Origin of the sequence: Aeromonas sp. Y293-4 (assembly GCF_027705905.1) — a bacterium.
Taxonomy (GTDB): Bacteria; Pseudomonadota; Gammaproteobacteria; order Enterobacterales; family Aeromonadaceae; genus Aeromonas; species Aeromonas veronii.
Genome location: NZ_JAPDCI010000026.1, coordinates 1 through 13,440, shown reverse-complemented (window position 1 = coordinate 13,440; position 13,440 = coordinate 1). Strand labels below are relative to the sequence as shown.

General features: G+C 56.5%; 16 protein-coding genes and 1 riboswitch. Of the genes, 13 read left to right on the top strand and 3 right to left on the bottom strand.

The window, feature by feature from the left end:
* Window positions 1–63 precede the first annotated feature (63 nt).
* The 5 genes from rpsA to pyrF all read left to right on the top strand — a co-directional run bounded on the left by rpsA (window position 64) and on the right by pyrF (window position 4,450).
* Window positions 64–1,734 carry a 30S ribosomal protein S1 gene (rpsA, locus tag OKC31_RS19920; RefSeq protein WP_005337148.1) on the top strand — a complete coding sequence of 557 codons (1,671 nt, stop codon included), beginning with the start codon at window positions 64–66 and terminating at the stop codon, window positions 1,732–1,734.
* Between the two features lie 92 nt (window positions 1,735–1,826).
* A complete protein-coding gene (ihfB, locus tag OKC31_RS19915) occupies window positions 1,827–2,111 on the top strand; it encodes an integration host factor subunit beta (protein ID WP_005299934.1) in 285 nt (94 codons plus the stop codon).
* A 158-nt stretch (window positions 2,112–2,269) separates the two neighbouring features.
* Window positions 2,270–2,554: a LapA family protein gene (locus tag OKC31_RS19910; RefSeq protein WP_005337143.1), complete on the top strand. Its 285-nt coding sequence runs from the start codon at window positions 2,270–2,272 to the stop codon at window positions 2,552–2,554.
* Window positions 2,555–2,563: 9 nt separating this feature from the next.
* Window positions 2,564–3,730, top strand: coding sequence for a lipopolysaccharide assembly protein LapB (lapB, locus tag OKC31_RS19905; protein ID WP_270657480.1), 1,167 nt, complete (start codon window positions 2,564–2,566; stop codon window positions 3,728–3,730).
* A gap of 18 nt (window positions 3,731–3,748) precedes the next feature.
* Window positions 3,749–4,450, top strand: a complete 702-nt coding sequence (gene pyrF, locus OKC31_RS19900) for an orotidine-5'-phosphate decarboxylase (protein ID WP_270657479.1) — start codon at window positions 3,749–3,751, stop codon at window positions 4,448–4,450.
* On the opposite strand, the gene rrtA is transcribed toward pyrF, so the two are convergent.
* Window positions 4,425–5,018: a rhombosortase gene (gene rrtA, locus OKC31_RS19895; RefSeq protein ID WP_270657478.1), complete on the bottom strand. Its 594-nt coding sequence runs from the start codon at window positions 5,016–5,018 to the stop codon at window positions 4,425–4,427. The genes pyrF and rrtA overlap by 26 nt on opposite strands.
* Here rrtA and OKC31_RS19890 point away from each other — a divergent pair.
* The 5 genes from OKC31_RS19890 (at window position 5,017) to OKC31_RS19870 (ending at window position 7,905) form a co-directional block, all read left to right on the top strand.
* Window positions 5,017–5,640 carry a tRNA-uridine aminocarboxypropyltransferase gene (locus OKC31_RS19890; RefSeq protein ID WP_270657477.1) on the top strand — a complete coding sequence of 208 codons (624 nt, stop codon included), beginning with the start codon at window positions 5,017–5,019 and terminating at the stop codon, window positions 5,638–5,640. The genes rrtA and OKC31_RS19890 overlap by 2 nt on opposite strands.
* Window positions 5,641–5,660: 20 nt before the next feature.
* Entirely contained in the window at window positions 5,661–6,368 is a 708-nt protein-coding gene (queC, locus tag OKC31_RS19885; RefSeq protein WP_042013218.1) for a 7-cyano-7-deazaguanine synthase QueC, read from the top strand.
* Between the two features lie 61 nt (window positions 6,369–6,429).
* Window positions 6,430–7,101 (top strand): 7-carboxy-7-deazaguanine synthase QueE, encoded by a 672-nt coding sequence (queE, locus tag OKC31_RS19880; protein WP_164537038.1) that lies wholly within the window; start codon window positions 6,430–6,432, stop codon window positions 7,099–7,101.
* Window position 7,102: 1 nt separating this feature from the next.
* A complete protein-coding gene (locus OKC31_RS19875) occupies window positions 7,103–7,333 on the top strand; it encodes a DUF3820 family protein (protein WP_005337126.1) in 231 nt (76 codons plus the stop codon).
* Window positions 7,330–7,905 (top strand): cob(I)yrinic acid a,c-diamide adenosyltransferase, encoded by a 576-nt coding sequence (locus OKC31_RS19870; protein WP_005351171.1) that lies wholly within the window; start codon window positions 7,330–7,332, stop codon window positions 7,903–7,905. The genes OKC31_RS19875 and OKC31_RS19870 overlap by 4 nt, the downstream gene beginning before the upstream one ends.
* Window positions 7,906–7,974: 69 nt before the next feature.
* Here the strand turns inward: OKC31_RS19870 and OKC31_RS19865 are convergent, their stop codons facing one another.
* Window positions 7,975–8,379, bottom strand: coding sequence for an H-NS family histone-like protein (locus OKC31_RS19865; protein WP_270657476.1), 405 nt, complete (start codon window positions 8,377–8,379; stop codon window positions 7,975–7,977).
* A 302-nt stretch (window positions 8,380–8,681) separates the two neighbouring features.
* Window positions 8,682–8,853, top strand: a riboswitch (Lysine riboswitch).
* An 88-nt stretch (window positions 8,854–8,941) separates the two neighbouring features.
* Between OKC31_RS19865 and OKC31_RS19860 the strand changes: the two genes are divergently transcribed.
* Both OKC31_RS19860 and OKC31_RS19855 read left to right on the top strand, forming a co-directional pair.
* Window positions 8,942–10,522: a Na+/H+ antiporter NhaC family protein gene (locus OKC31_RS19860; RefSeq protein WP_005359896.1), complete on the top strand. Its 1,581-nt coding sequence runs from the start codon at window positions 8,942–8,944 to the stop codon at window positions 10,520–10,522.
* Between the two features lie 91 nt (window positions 10,523–10,613).
* The gene (locus tag OKC31_RS19855) at window positions 10,614–11,195 is read left to right on the top strand and encodes a thymidine kinase (protein ID WP_005351181.1); all 582 of its coding nucleotides are present in this window, start codon (window positions 10,614–10,616) and stop codon (window positions 11,193–11,195) included.
* Window positions 11,196–11,285: 90 nt separating this feature from the next.
* On the opposite strand, the gene OKC31_RS19850 is transcribed toward OKC31_RS19855, so the two are convergent.
* A complete protein-coding gene (locus OKC31_RS19850; protein ID WP_270657475.1) occupies window positions 11,286–12,623 on the bottom strand; it encodes a flavohemoglobin expression-modulating QEGLA motif protein in 1,338 nt (445 codons plus the stop codon).
* Window positions 12,624–12,781: 158 nt separating this feature from the next.
* Between OKC31_RS19850 and OKC31_RS19845 the strand changes: the two genes are divergently transcribed.
* Window positions 12,782–13,237, top strand: coding sequence for a YbjN domain-containing protein (locus OKC31_RS19845; protein WP_005337119.1), 456 nt, complete (start codon window positions 12,782–12,784; stop codon window positions 13,235–13,237).
* The last annotated feature ends 203 nt before the right edge of the window (window positions 13,238–13,440 follow it).

Below are 13,440 nucleotides of genomic sequence, written 5' to 3'. Positions count from 1 at the left end.
ATTATTTAAAACAGCCCCGCTTGTGCCGGATTGCAAGTGGATGTTTCATTTGTGACATAAACAATGATCGAATCTTTTGCTCAACTCTTTGAAGAGTCCCTGAACGCCGTTGAAACCCGTCAAGGTTCCATCGTCAAGGGTACTGTCGTTGCTATCGAGAACGGTTTCGTACTGGTTGACGCCGGTCTGAAATCCGAGTCCGCTATCCCGGCTGAAGAATTCAAGAACGCCATGGGCGAGCTGGAAATCAACGTCGGCGACACCGTTGACGTGGCTCTGGACTCTATCGAAGATGGTTTCGGCGAAACCAAGCTGTCCCGCGAAAAAGCCAAGCGCCACGAAGCCTGGCTGCAGCTTGAGAAGGCTTACGAAGAGCAAGCTACCGTTATCGGTATCATCAACGGCAAGGTCAAGGGTGGTTTCACCGTTGAACTGAACGGCATCCGTGCCTTCCTGCCGGGTTCTCTGGTTGACGTGCGTCCGATCCGTGACACCGCTCACCTGGAAAACAAAGAACTCGAGTTCAAAGTCATCAAGCTGGACCAGAAGCGCAACAACGTTGTTGTTTCCCGTCGTGCCGTGATCGAGACCGAGAACACCTCCGAGCGCGAAAGCCTGCTGGCTAACCTGCAAGAAGGTCAAGAAGTTAAGGGTATCGTCAAGAACCTGACCGACTACGGTGCATTCGTAGATCTGGGCGGTGTTGACGGCCTGCTGCACATCACCGACATGGCGTGGAAGCGCGTTAAGCATCCTTCCGAAATCGTCAACGTTGGCGACGAGATCGCTGTCAAGGTTCTGAAGTTCGACCGCGAGCGTACCCGTGTATCCCTGGGTCTGAAGCAGCTGGGCGAAGATCCCTGGGTTGCTATCGCCAAGCGTTACCCGGAGACCACCCGTCTGTCTGGCCGCGTGACCAACCTGACCGACTACGGCTGCTTCGTTGAAATCGAAGAAGGCGTTGAAGGCCTGGTACACGTATCCGAGATGGATTGGACCAACAAGAACATCCACCCGTCCAAAGTTGTTAACGTTGGCGACGTGGTTGACGTGATGGTTCTGGACATCGACGAAGAGCGTCGTCGTATCTCCCTGGGTCTGAAGCAGTGCAAATCCAACCCGTGGCAGCTGTTTGCCGAAACTCACGCCAAAGGCGACCGTGTTTCCGGCAAGATCAAGTCCATCACTGACTTCGGTATCTTCATCGGTCTGGATGGCGGCATCGACGGCCTGGTTCACCTGTCTGACATCTCCTGGAACAACCAGGGCGAAGAAGCCGTGCGTGAATTCAAGAAAGGCGACGAGATCGAAGCCGTTGTTCTGCAAGTGGATCCGGAGCGTGAGCGCATCTCCCTGGGTGTCAAGCAGATCGAAGAAGACCCGTTCAACAAGTACCTGGCTGACAACAAGAAAGGTGCTATCGTGAAGGGTAAGGTTACCGAGGTTGATGCCAAAGGTGCCGTTATCGAACTGGCTGATGGCGTAGAAGGCTACCTGCGTGCCTCCGACGCTGCTCGTGACCGTGTAGAAGACGCCACTCTGGTGCTGTCTGTTGGTGACGAAGTTGAAGCTAAATTCATGGGCGTTGATCGTAAGAACCGCACCGTAAGCCTGTCTGTCCGTGCTAAGGACGAGGCTGATGAGCGTGTTGCTATCGATAACCTGAACCAACAAGAAGAAGTTGTGTTCAGCAATGCTATGATGGAAGCGTTCAAAGCCGCCAAGGGTGAGTAATCCTTGATGCAAGAAAAGGGCGGCATTGCGCCGCCCTTTTTTATCCTGGCAAAATGAATATTGCATGTGATCGGGGAAGGAGATTTAACGTTATGACCAAATCAGATCTCATCGAACAACTGGCAGCCAGCCGCATGCATATGCCGGCCAAGGATGTCGAAGCCGCCATCAAGGAGATCCTTGAGCAGATGGCGTCGACCTTGCAAAACGGCGACCGGATTGAAATCCGCGGATTTGGCAGTTTTTCACTGCACTATCGTGCGCCCCGTGTGGGCCGCAACCCCAAGACTGGGGACAAGGTTGAACTGACCGGGAAATATGTCCCGCACTTCAAACCTGGCAAAGAGTTGCGCGAGCGCGTCAACATCATTGAATAATGCAGAAATGGGCATACCTCGGGTATGCCTTTTTTCTTTTTGGCACCGATTCCTGTGCCAATCGTCTTGTTTCTTAAACTCTTTTCCCATTCACTCTAGAGTCTGCCTGCGATTTTAAGGATAATCAGCCTCTCATTAGATACTGACAGGGAGCTCTTATGAAGCGTATTTTGGCCCTCATTCCGCTGGTGCTGGTGTTTGTTCTGACCCTGGCGCTGGGCTCACAAAATGGCCAGCTGGTTCAGTTCAATTACCTGATCGCTCAGGGTGAGTTTTCGCTTGCCATGCTGTTGGGCTTCTTCTTCGCTGGCGGTTTTTTGCTGGGCTGGCTGGTATTCGGCCTGCTGTTCCTGCGCCTGAAAATGCAAAACCGCACCCTCAACCGCACCATGCGTCGTCAATCCCGCGAGTTGGAGCTGGCCCGGTCACCGGGTAAGGAATAATGTTCCTCAATGCTTGAACTGCTTTTCCTGCTGTTACCCATCGCCGCCGGTTATGGCTGGTACATGGGTCGCAGGAGTGTTCGCCAGGACACCCAGAAACAGAGTAACCAGTTTTCCCGCCAGTATGTGGCGGGCCTCAACTATTTGCTGTCCGATGAATCCGACAAGGCGGTGGATCTCTTTATCCAACTGCTTGAGGTGGACAGTGAAACCATCGAAACACACCTCTCCCTCGGCAACCTGTTTCGCCAGCGTGGGGAGGTCGATCGTGCCATCAAGATCCACCAGAACCTGGTAACCCGCCAACTGACCCGGGAGCAGCGACAGCTTGCCCTGCAGGAGCTTGCGCGCGACTTTTTGGCTGCTGGTCTGCTGGACCGAGCGGAAGCGCTCTGGAATGAGCTGTGTGATGACAGCGACTATGAAGAGACGGCGCTGGCACAGCTGTTGATCATCCATCAGCAGTTGCGGGACTGGGATAAGGCCATCGATGTGGCGGTTCGTCTGCAAAAATTCCAGGGCAAGAAGCTGGCCGACCCCATCTCCCATTTCTATTGCGAGCAAGCCGAGATCGCGCTGCGTGAGGGCAATAAAGGGGAGGGGCTGGCCAAGCTCAAACGGGCGCTCAGTATCAATCCGGCATGTGCCCGCGCCAGTTTGCGCCTCGCTGAGCTCGCCATGGCAGAGGGGCAGTATGAGCAGGCCAGCAAGGAGCTGCTGCGGGTGTTCGAGCAGGATATCGACTTTGCCTCCGAGGCAATGCCCAAATTGCTCGAGTGCTATCAGCAGTTGGGGCGCACGCCTGCGTTGATCCCACTGCTTGAGAAGGCAGTGGAAGATCACGCTTGCGTCAGCGTGACATTGGCCCTTGCCAAGCTGGTTGAAGAGCGTGATGGCCTGAGCCAGGCCCGTTCGCTGGTGCTGCGTCAGCTGCGTCGTCATCCGTCGATGAAAGGTTTTTACCAGTTGGTGGGTTTTCAACTGGCCAGTGCGGAGGAGGGGCCTGCCAAGGAGAGCCTCGAGCTTCTGCAACAGCTGGTCGGCGAGCAGATAAAAATCAAGTCAACCCACAAGTGTCGGCAGTGCGGCTTTGCCACTCACTCGTTGTTCTGGCAGTGCCCGTCTTGTCGCCAGTGGGGTTCCATCAAGCCGATCCGCGGTCTGGACGGTGAATAACAAGCAATAGGATGTGAGATGCAAGATCCCAAAGTACTGGTAGCGCTGGATTATCCGCACGAGGCAGATGCCTTAGCGTTCGTTGAACGTATCTCTCCGGCCCAGTGCCGTCTCAAGGTAGGCAAGGAGATGTTTACCCTGTTTGGCCCGCAGTTTGTACGCCAGCTGGTGGCCAAGGGATTCGATGTCTTTCTGGATCTGAAGTTTCACGATATTCCCAATACCGTTGCCAAAGCAGTGGCAGCCAGTGCCGAGCTCGGTGTCTGGATGGTCAACGTGCATGCCAGTGGTGGTGAGCGGATGATGCGTGCCGCCAAAGAGGCGCTACTGCCTTATGGCGACAAGGCCCCCCTGCTTATCGGCGTGACCGTGCTGACCAGCATGGAGCAGTCCGACATGATCCCTCTTGGTCTGGATGTAAGCCCCGCCGAGCAGGTGATCCGGCTGGCTACCTTGACCAAAACATCCGGTCTGGATGGGGTGGTCTGCTCTGCCAACGAGGCCCATGAGTTGAAAGCCTTGCTGGGCGAAGATTTCAAGCTGGTGACCCCGGGTATTCGCCCGACCGGTTCAGCGGCCGGGGATCAGCGCCGGGTGATGACACCGAAAGCGGCGGTCGAGGCGGGGTCCGATTATCTGGTTATCGGTCGCCCCATTACGCAGGCTGTCGATCCGGCCGCCATGCTGGCCAGCATCAATGCCGAGCTGGCTGGTGCGTAACAGGCTCACTCAGTGATACGCGGTGCAGGCCGAGCAACAGGCCTGCACCGGCCCCGATAAGATGAGAGCCGATGTGTACCCTGGCATTGATCAGGGTGGATATCGGGCTCTCTCCTGCGTTGTAGAAGTCCATCGCCAGCTTGAGCCCCATCCCCGCTAGCAGCAACCAGCCCGACGTGCGGCGTCCGTGGCGGATATCCTGCATTGCTCCCCAGACAAACAGACCATGCAGCGAGCCGGATAGCCCCATGTACCATTGGGTCTGCGGGCACCACCACCAGATCCCCAAGCCCACTGCCAACCAGAGCAGCAACATCAGCAGCGGCAGGTGAGCCCCACCCAAATAGTCGCGAAACAGGCTATAGAGGATGGCGAGGCCGCCCAGATTGAGCAGCAGGTGCCACAGATTGGTATGAGCCAGATTGCCTGTTATGATCCGCCACCCTTCGCCCCCGGCGATCAAGGGCCGATCGAAGGAGAGCTGAAGATTGGGAACGGTAAAGAAGAGTAGCAAGCTGGTGAGAGAGAGCGTGATAACCCAGAGCAATCCAGATTTGTCTGACAGCATGAAACAGTCCAACGACAAGAACAGTCGATACTGTACACGTTGCACCCGAGCCCTCAAAGCCTGCCTGTGCGATTATATTGTGCCGGTTGACAATCACACGCCCCTCTACATCTTGCAGCACCCCAACGAGGTGGCACATCCCAAGGGGACTGCGGCGCTGCTGGCGGCCTCTTTGCAACAGTGCGAGATCCATGTGGGGGAGGACTTTTCCCGCGATGAGTGGCTCAATGGGTTGCTTGCAGATCCTTCCCGTCGCTGCTATCTACTCTGGCCGGATGAGGATGCCATTTCGCTGACCGATCTTCGCCAACAGTGGGAGATTGAATCCTCTAGCTCCGCATCCGTCGCCTTTATCTTGCTTGACGGCACCTGGCGCAAAGCCTATCGCATGTTGCAGAGCAACCCGACACTGGCCCGTTTGCCCCGCATCGGCATTGGTGCCATTGCCGGTCAATATGCCATTCGAAAGAAACCCTTTCCCGATGCCCTCTCTACCATAGAGGCGGGCTATCACCTCTTGTCCCGGTGGGAGGGGAGGCCGGAGCACTATGTGCCCTTGCTGACCCTGTTCAATCGGTTGAATACCCAGTGGCAGGACTTTGCCGAAGGCCGCCGCGCGTGACAATTCAAGGAGTTATCAAGATGAAAAAAGCAGTCGTGGTTTTCAGTGGAGGTCAGGACAGCACCACCTGTCTGGTACAGGCATTGGCTCAGTATGATGAAGTGCATGCCATCACCTTCGACTATGGCCAGCGCCATCGGGAAGAGATCGACACCGCGCGTCGTCTGGGCAGTGCTCTGGGGATCGCCGCCCACAAGGTGATGGATGTGACGCTGCTCAATGAGCTGGCGGTCTCTGCCCTGACCCGTGACGACATCCCGGTCAGCTGCGAGCTGCAGGATAATGGCCTGCCCAACACCTTCGTGCCGGGCCGCAATATCCTGTTCCTGACCCTGGCTTCCATCTATGCCTATCAGGTGGGCGCCGAAGCTGTGATCACCGGTGTCTGCGAGACCGACTTCTCCGGCTATCCCGATTGCCGTGACGAGTTCGTCAAGGCCCTCAATCAGGCGGTGTCGCTGGGGCTGGATCGCGGCATCCGCTTTGAAACTCCCCTGATGTGGCTCGACAAGGCCGAGACCTGGGCTCTGGCGGATCACTATGGTCACCTCGACACGGTGCGCCAGCAGACCCTGACCTGCTACAACGGCATTGCCGGTGACGGTTGCGGCACGTGTCCTGCGTGTGAACTGCGCAGTCGCGGCCTGAACAACTATCTGGCCGACAAGGCGGGCATCATGGCCAGACTGTTTGAGAAAACCGGGCTGGGCGAGAAAAGCGCAGAGTGAGCCTGCGTCTTGCCGTGGCTTGGGGTATAATCCGCGACTTTTGCAACAAGCCGTGATCGAGATGCACTACCCAATCAACGAGATTTTCCAGACCATCCAGGGGGAGGGCATCTTTACCGGCCTGCCCGCCATCTTTGTTCGCCTGCAGGGTTGCCCGGTGGGCTGCCCCTGGTGCGATACCCGTCATACCTGGGTTGTTGATCCGGCTCGTGAAGTGGGCAAGGCGGCGGTGCTGGATCGCTCCAACGAATCCGATTGCTGGAGCCAACTCAGCACCGCGCAGATTATCAAGAGCTTTACCGATCTGGGTTATCAGGCTCGCCATGTGGTGATCACCGGTGGCGAGCCCTGCCTCTACGATCTGCACGAACTCTCGTCAGCCCTGCTGGCTGCGGGTTATCAGGTGCAGATTGAAACCAGTGGCACCAGCGAGATCAAGACTCATGAGCAGACCTGGGTAACAGTCTCCCCCAAGATCGGTATGAAAGGGGGGCTGCCTGTGCTGGTCTCGGCGCTGGAGCGGGCCAACGAGATCAAGCATCCGGTGGCCACCGAGCACCATATTGAAGAGCTGGATGTGCTGCTCGCTACTGCTACCCTGCGCCCTGATGTGGTCATTGCCTTGCAGCCGATCAGCCAGAAGCCAAGGGCCACCCAATTGGCGATGGATACCTGTATCGCGCGTAACTGGCGACTCTCAATCCAGACTCATAAATATCTGGATATCGATTAATATGGATTGGCTATCCGACGAACAGGTGCTGCTGACCCTGACCAACAAGATGCCTTACGGTAAATATCAGGGTCGACGTATCATCGATATTCCCGAGCCCTATCTGGTGTGGATGGCGCGCAGCGGTTTTCCGGCGGGTAAATTGGGCCAGACGCTGGCGTTGGCTTACGAAATCAAACTCAATGGACTTGAGTCCATGATTATTCCCATTATTAACAGGATGTCGGTATGAGAATATATACGAGGCAGGGCGATAAGGGCATGACCCGGCTGGCCGATGGTATCCAGTTGCCAAAGGATCATTTGCGGGTCGAGACCTACGGTTATATCGATGAGCTCAACTCCCATATTGGCTTGCTGATTTGTGACGTGCCGTCGCAAGAGATCGGTTTATTGGCTGATTTACAGCTGTTGCAACAGGAGTTGTTTGATCTGGGGGGGGAGTTGGCATTCTCCAGTGACGCCCAGAATGAATCGATTTGGCAGGTTAATGCCGCTTGGACCACTCGCCTTGAACAGCAGATAGATCGTTATAGTGAGCCATTGCCGCCGCTGCGCCAATTTATATTGCCCGGTGGTTCCCGTGCCGCGGCGCAAGCACATGTGGTGCGTACTCTGGTGCGTCATTGCGAGCGCTTGCTGCTGACATTGAGCCGGGAAGAGCGGGTCAATCCCGAGGTGCTGCCCTATCTGAACCGGATGAGTGACTGGTTCTTTACCGTTGCCCGCTATCTCATCTGCGTGGCAGGGGATCGTGAAGTGCTGTGGGTCAAGGCAGCAGATCGCCCGCAATCGGCTATCTGATGTGTCATATTTAAGCGGCAATAAAAAACCTCGCCCTAGCGAGGTTTTTTATTCGTAACGCAAGCGCTGTCAGATAGCAAAATCTTCCAGTGATTTGCCTGCTGCCACTGCGCTGGCAATAGCCGAAGGCATACGGCCCTGGCCGGTCCAGGTTTTCTCTACGCCATTATCCTGATAGCGATATTTGGCAGGACGTGGCGCCCGCTTGGCTTTTTCTGATTTGCCGGGGTTGCTAGCGACAGCGCTTACCAATTCTGCCGGGTCAATACCGGCGGCTTTCAGCATTTCGCTATATTCGTTAATTTTCCGCAGATGCTCTTCACGGGCCTGACGCTCGGCAGCTTCATCCTGCTGACGCTCAGCAACGATCGCAGAGAGTTTTTCCAGTGCCTCTTCCAGTTGTTCCAGAGAAAGTTCGCGGCAGGTCGCACGCAGACTGCGGATATTAAGCAGTACCTTTAAAAATTCATTCATAGGAGTTACCACGTCGAGTCAGAGAGAAATATTATGTTCCAGCTGATTCTTGCTTGGCGATTTAAATAAGTCAAGCCGGGTTAAATATAATATCCGTGGGGAACATCAATGCAGATATTAAATATGGCCAGCAATAGGCTTGGAGATTGGATGCCAATGAAGCTGAAGTAGGTGAAAATAGCGTCAAAACAGGCGTTGTTGCATCATTTGACTACCATTTTTCGACCTTGATATGTTTATCGTGACTATTTAATCAAAAAACTTGCTATAAGCTGCCATCTCGATAAAATGTGCGGCGAATACCTTTAAGTAGAGGCGCGCTGCCTATGAGTATTTGTGCGGAGGGTGATGCCTGTGATGCACAAGGAAAGGAGTCAGCGCCGAAGTGGCCAGGCCATCATACCGGGCTGCTGGTTCTGCATCTAATAGGTGCAGGACTGCCATAGTCATCCACTATGGAGCGCTACCTGAAGGGGCTGAGGAGTATGACCTCCCCATAGGTTTTGTTTCTTTAGATCCTCTCGGTAGATCTCCACCTGTAATCTTTAGGTGCAAAGAGATCATGGACATTAGTCATTTCGCCGACTCCGGTTGGTCCGTTCTTCCCCCCCTGTTGGCTGTCGCGCTGGCGATCATGACCCGCCGCGTGCTGCTGTCCCTTGGTGTGGGCATCGTCACCGGCAGTTTGCTGCTCAATCAGTTTTCACCCCTCGAATCCCTGCATTACATGTTGAATACCGTGCTCAAGATCTTCTGGGTCGATGGCGCGCTCAATCGTGACAACGTCAACATGATCCTGTTTATGCTGCTGCTGGGTGGCCTCATCAGCCTGATGAGCGTCTCTGGGGCGACCCGTGCCTTTGCCGAGTGGGCCGAGCGTCGTGCCAAGACCCGCAAGGGCGCCAAAGCCCTGACTGGCATGATGGTGTTTGCCTTCTTTATCGATGACTTCTTCCACAGCCTGTCGGTGGGGGCCATCTGCCGTCCGGTCACCGACCGCTTCCAGATCTCCCGTGCCAAACTGGCCTATCTGCTGGACTCCACCGCGGCGCCGGTCTGCGTGCTGATGCCCATCTCCTCCTGGGGCGCCTATATCATCGCCCTGGTGGGCGGCATCATGGCGGCACACGGTCTGACTGAACAGAGCCCCATCGCGGCATTTGTCGAGATGATCCCGATGAACCTCTACGCCGTCTTCACCCTGATCATGGTGCTGGTGGTGATTGCATTCCAACTCGATATCGGCCCGATGCGTCAACACGAAGCGTGGGCACTGGAAGGCAAGCTGTGGGATGAGTCCAAGGGCCGCCCCATCGGTCTGGATATGGAGAGCCCGGAGGAGAGCAACGGCGGCATGATCGACATGGTACTGCCGATTCTGACCCTGACCGCCGCCACCATCTATTTTATGATCGATTCCGGTGCTGCGGTGCTGAGCGAGAAAGGGCTGCCCTTCAGCGTGCTCGGCTCGTTCGAAAATACCAACGTCGGCTCTTCGCTGGTCTACGGTGCCCTGTGCAGTCTGGTGGTCTCCATCGGTCTGGCGATGCGCCTGAAGCTGGGTGCCAAGAACTGGATCAAGGCCGCTCCGCAGGGCGTCATGGCCATGCTGCCGGCCATCAACATCCTGCTGTTCGCCTGGACTATCGGTGCCGTGGTGCGCGACGTGGAGACCGGCAAGTACCTGGCTTCGCTGGCTAACGGCAACCTGCCGATCGAAGTGCTACCTGCCGTGGTCTTTATCCTCTCCTGTGCCATGGCGTTTGCTACCGGTACCAGCTGGGGTACCTTCGGCATCATGCTGCCGCTGGCCGGTGACATGGCCGCCGCCAGCGACATCAGCCTGATGTTGCCGATGCTGGCTGCGGTACTGGCTGGCTCCGTGTTCGGGGATCACAGCTCACCCATCTCCAGCACCAGCATCCTCTCTGCCACCGGTGCCGGTTGCCATCACATCGATCACGTGATGACCCAGCTGCCCTATGCACTGGCCATCGCCTTCGGCGCGGCCATCGGTTACCTGGCGATGGGCTTGATGCACTCCAGCCTGGCCGGTTTCAGTGTCAGTGCCCTCTGGTTCGTGCTCTTTACCGGCTATCACCTGAAAAAGGCCAAAGCGCGGCCAGTGCTGGCCACCGCGTAACATTTATAGAGCAAGGGGCCCGCGGGCCCCTTGGTTTTGTCAGGGGCTTTGGTTAGCATGCGCCCCATAAATTCAGTTTCGGAACAGTATCATGGCTTCACTGCACTACAAATTTGCCACCATGAATTCAGGCAAATCCACCCAGCTCATTCAGGCGCACTTCAACTATCTGGAGCGGGGCATGCATCCTCTGGCGATGACGCCAGCCATCGATGACCGTTTCGGGGTCGGGGTGATCAGTGCCCGGGTTGGCCTTGAACTGAAGGTGGACGTGTTCAGCGACAGCTGCGATCTGTTTGAAATGGTGAAAGCGCGCCATGCGAAGAAACATATCGATGTTTTCATCGTGGACGAGGCCCAGTTCCTGACCCGTGAGCAGGTCTACCAGCTGGCCCGCATCGTCGATGAGCAGGATATTCCGGTGATGGCCTATGGCCTCAAGACCGATTTTCGCGGCGAGCTGTTCCCGGGCTCCTACCATCTGCTCTGTCTGGCCGACAAGTTTGAAGAGCTGAAGAGTATCTGCTGGTGTGGCAACAAGGCTCACATGAACTCCCGGGTCAACGAAGCAGGGCAGGTGATGCGTGATGGCGAGCAGGTGGAGATCGGCGGCAACGATCGCTATGTGTCACTCTGTCGCAAACACTATCTCGAAGGTCGGGCCTACAAGTAAGTCGGCTGCGATAATTGAATCGTCGAGAAGGGCGCCAATCTGGCGCCCTTTGTTTTTCCTGCTTGTTTCCCCAACTTGTTTCTATGCGGTTCAGTCGATCTCGATATCCACCGGCGCAATGATGGGATCGGCCACCGGCAGGCGTTGAAACAGCTGGCGAAAATGGTGCTGTACCCGGCCTATATCGACCAGTGACATGCCGGAGGCAAAACCGAACCAGACATAGAGGCCGGTGAGATCGCGAAACATCGGCGGCAAATAGCGGGGAGCGGCGATCAGCCCCTCCAGATAGTGCTGATAGAGCACCGGAATGTCATCCAGTGTCACCTTGCCGACAAATAGCATCGGCAGGATCTCGGGCACCCCTTCCAGCACGGCGCTGCGGATAAAGTTCACCGTCTCCACATAGCCACGCACGTAGGAGAGATCCTTGGTAAAGCAGGCGCCGCCGCCCACCATGCCGCCACGAAAGACCCGTTGGGTGATCTTGTAGGCGTCGTGCTCGCTGGTGCCCTGCTGCACGAAGTGCTGAAACACCTCGATAAAATCGGCGCCGCGCTCGGCCATGTCGATGGCCATCACCCGATCGGAGATACGCTTGGCCCGATCCGGAAAGGAGCTGAAGGTGAGGGTCTCTATCAGGACGGCCAACCCCTCCTGACAGGCGGTGATCCGCGGTGAACCGGCGCTCAGCCAGGTGGCATAAGGCTGCTGGCGACCGTTGAGGGTGGTGCCGACATGGACCCACCCCTCGTGTACCTCCAGCACCTGCAAGTCCAGCTCGGAGAAACGGGCGTGGGAGTTGAGCTTGATGTAGTCGCCCCCGGCAGCGGCATCGGAGACGATGCCATCGCTCAGCTTCACCTGCACAGTGCCGTCACTGAAGTAGCTCGACAGCTTGCCCTGCAGTTTGGCGACCGCGGCCTCTCCTTCGAACTCCTTGGGGTAGGGGCGCACCAGATGGCGGGCGCCGGGCAGGGAGAAGATATCGCACAGGCGGGCGCCCAGCTCCTTGAGAGTCTTGCGATCCCCGCGCAGGTGATCGCTGGCAGAGCCATAAAGCAGCTGGCTGTAACGCTGAAAATCGGGTTGGCCGCGCTGGCGCAGCATCTCGATCACCACCATGTACTGATCGACCGTCTCTTGCAGGATCCGGCCAAGATCGTCCTGTGGCCCCAACTTTCTGCGGATCCTGTCCCGCAGCTCCTTGAGCTCCAGATACTTGTTGCGCGGATCGAAGCCGAGGGGGAGGGCATCATAGAAGTGCCTGTCGATAGCGGGCAGCTCCCTGCCACCGCTTGCCAGAAAGCGATCCTGCAGATGGCGTGGCCATTTGATGGCATTCAGAATGCGGATGGGTTTTTGCAGGGTGAGCAGCTCATCCGAGAGTGATTTCAGATGAAGGCGATACTTTTCTTGGATAGTCATGGGGCCCCCTGTGGGGCAAGCGTCATCGTGGATTTGGCTGAGTATATGCATAGCGCTTGCCAAAAAGAAGCGAGCCGCAGGGTTATCGGGTTGGCGTGCTTTTTGTTGATAGCAAATTGGTTTAGACTGCGCCCCTTGATCCCAATCTTGTCGTGGAAATGATGAATATCCCCAGCTCCGAAATGATAATGCGTTGGTTGCAACAGGCTCGTATCGAGCACTATGTCTGCGACCAGTGTCACGGTATCCACATTGTCTCTTTGCAGTCGGTCGATGGTATTCAGGAGAGCCGGATCTTCGTGGAAGAGGAAGGCCTGCTGTTCTCCTCCGAGCTGGAAGTGCGCCCCTCCGCAATGCTGCCGCTGGTTGCCGAACTGGGCCGGCTCAATATGCAGTACCCCTCCCTCAAGGTGTTCCTCGATATCATCGATGACAACCTGCCGCGGCTGGTGGTCGGCCACACCGTCTTTACCAAGGCCGGACTCAGCGTCGAGCAGTTCCTGCTGTTCGTGCAAAGCACCATCGCCGCTACCCACGAACTGGTTGCTGAATGCGAACGTTCCGGCTTCCTCAACCTGCCGGAAATCCAGGTCGCACCGGAATCTGTGCATTAAGTGTTCGAACGGTTCGCCAGGTGAAAAAAGCCGTTGACGCGGGCGGGGCTTTCCCCTAAATTACGCCCCGTTCCAGCGCAACAGCGCAGCGAGCACCGTGTTGCTGAACACGTTAAACCACAGACCAAAATTTGGTGAGGTGTCCGAGTGGCTGAAGGAGCACGCCTGGAAAGTGTGTATACGGCAACGTATCGAGGGTTCGA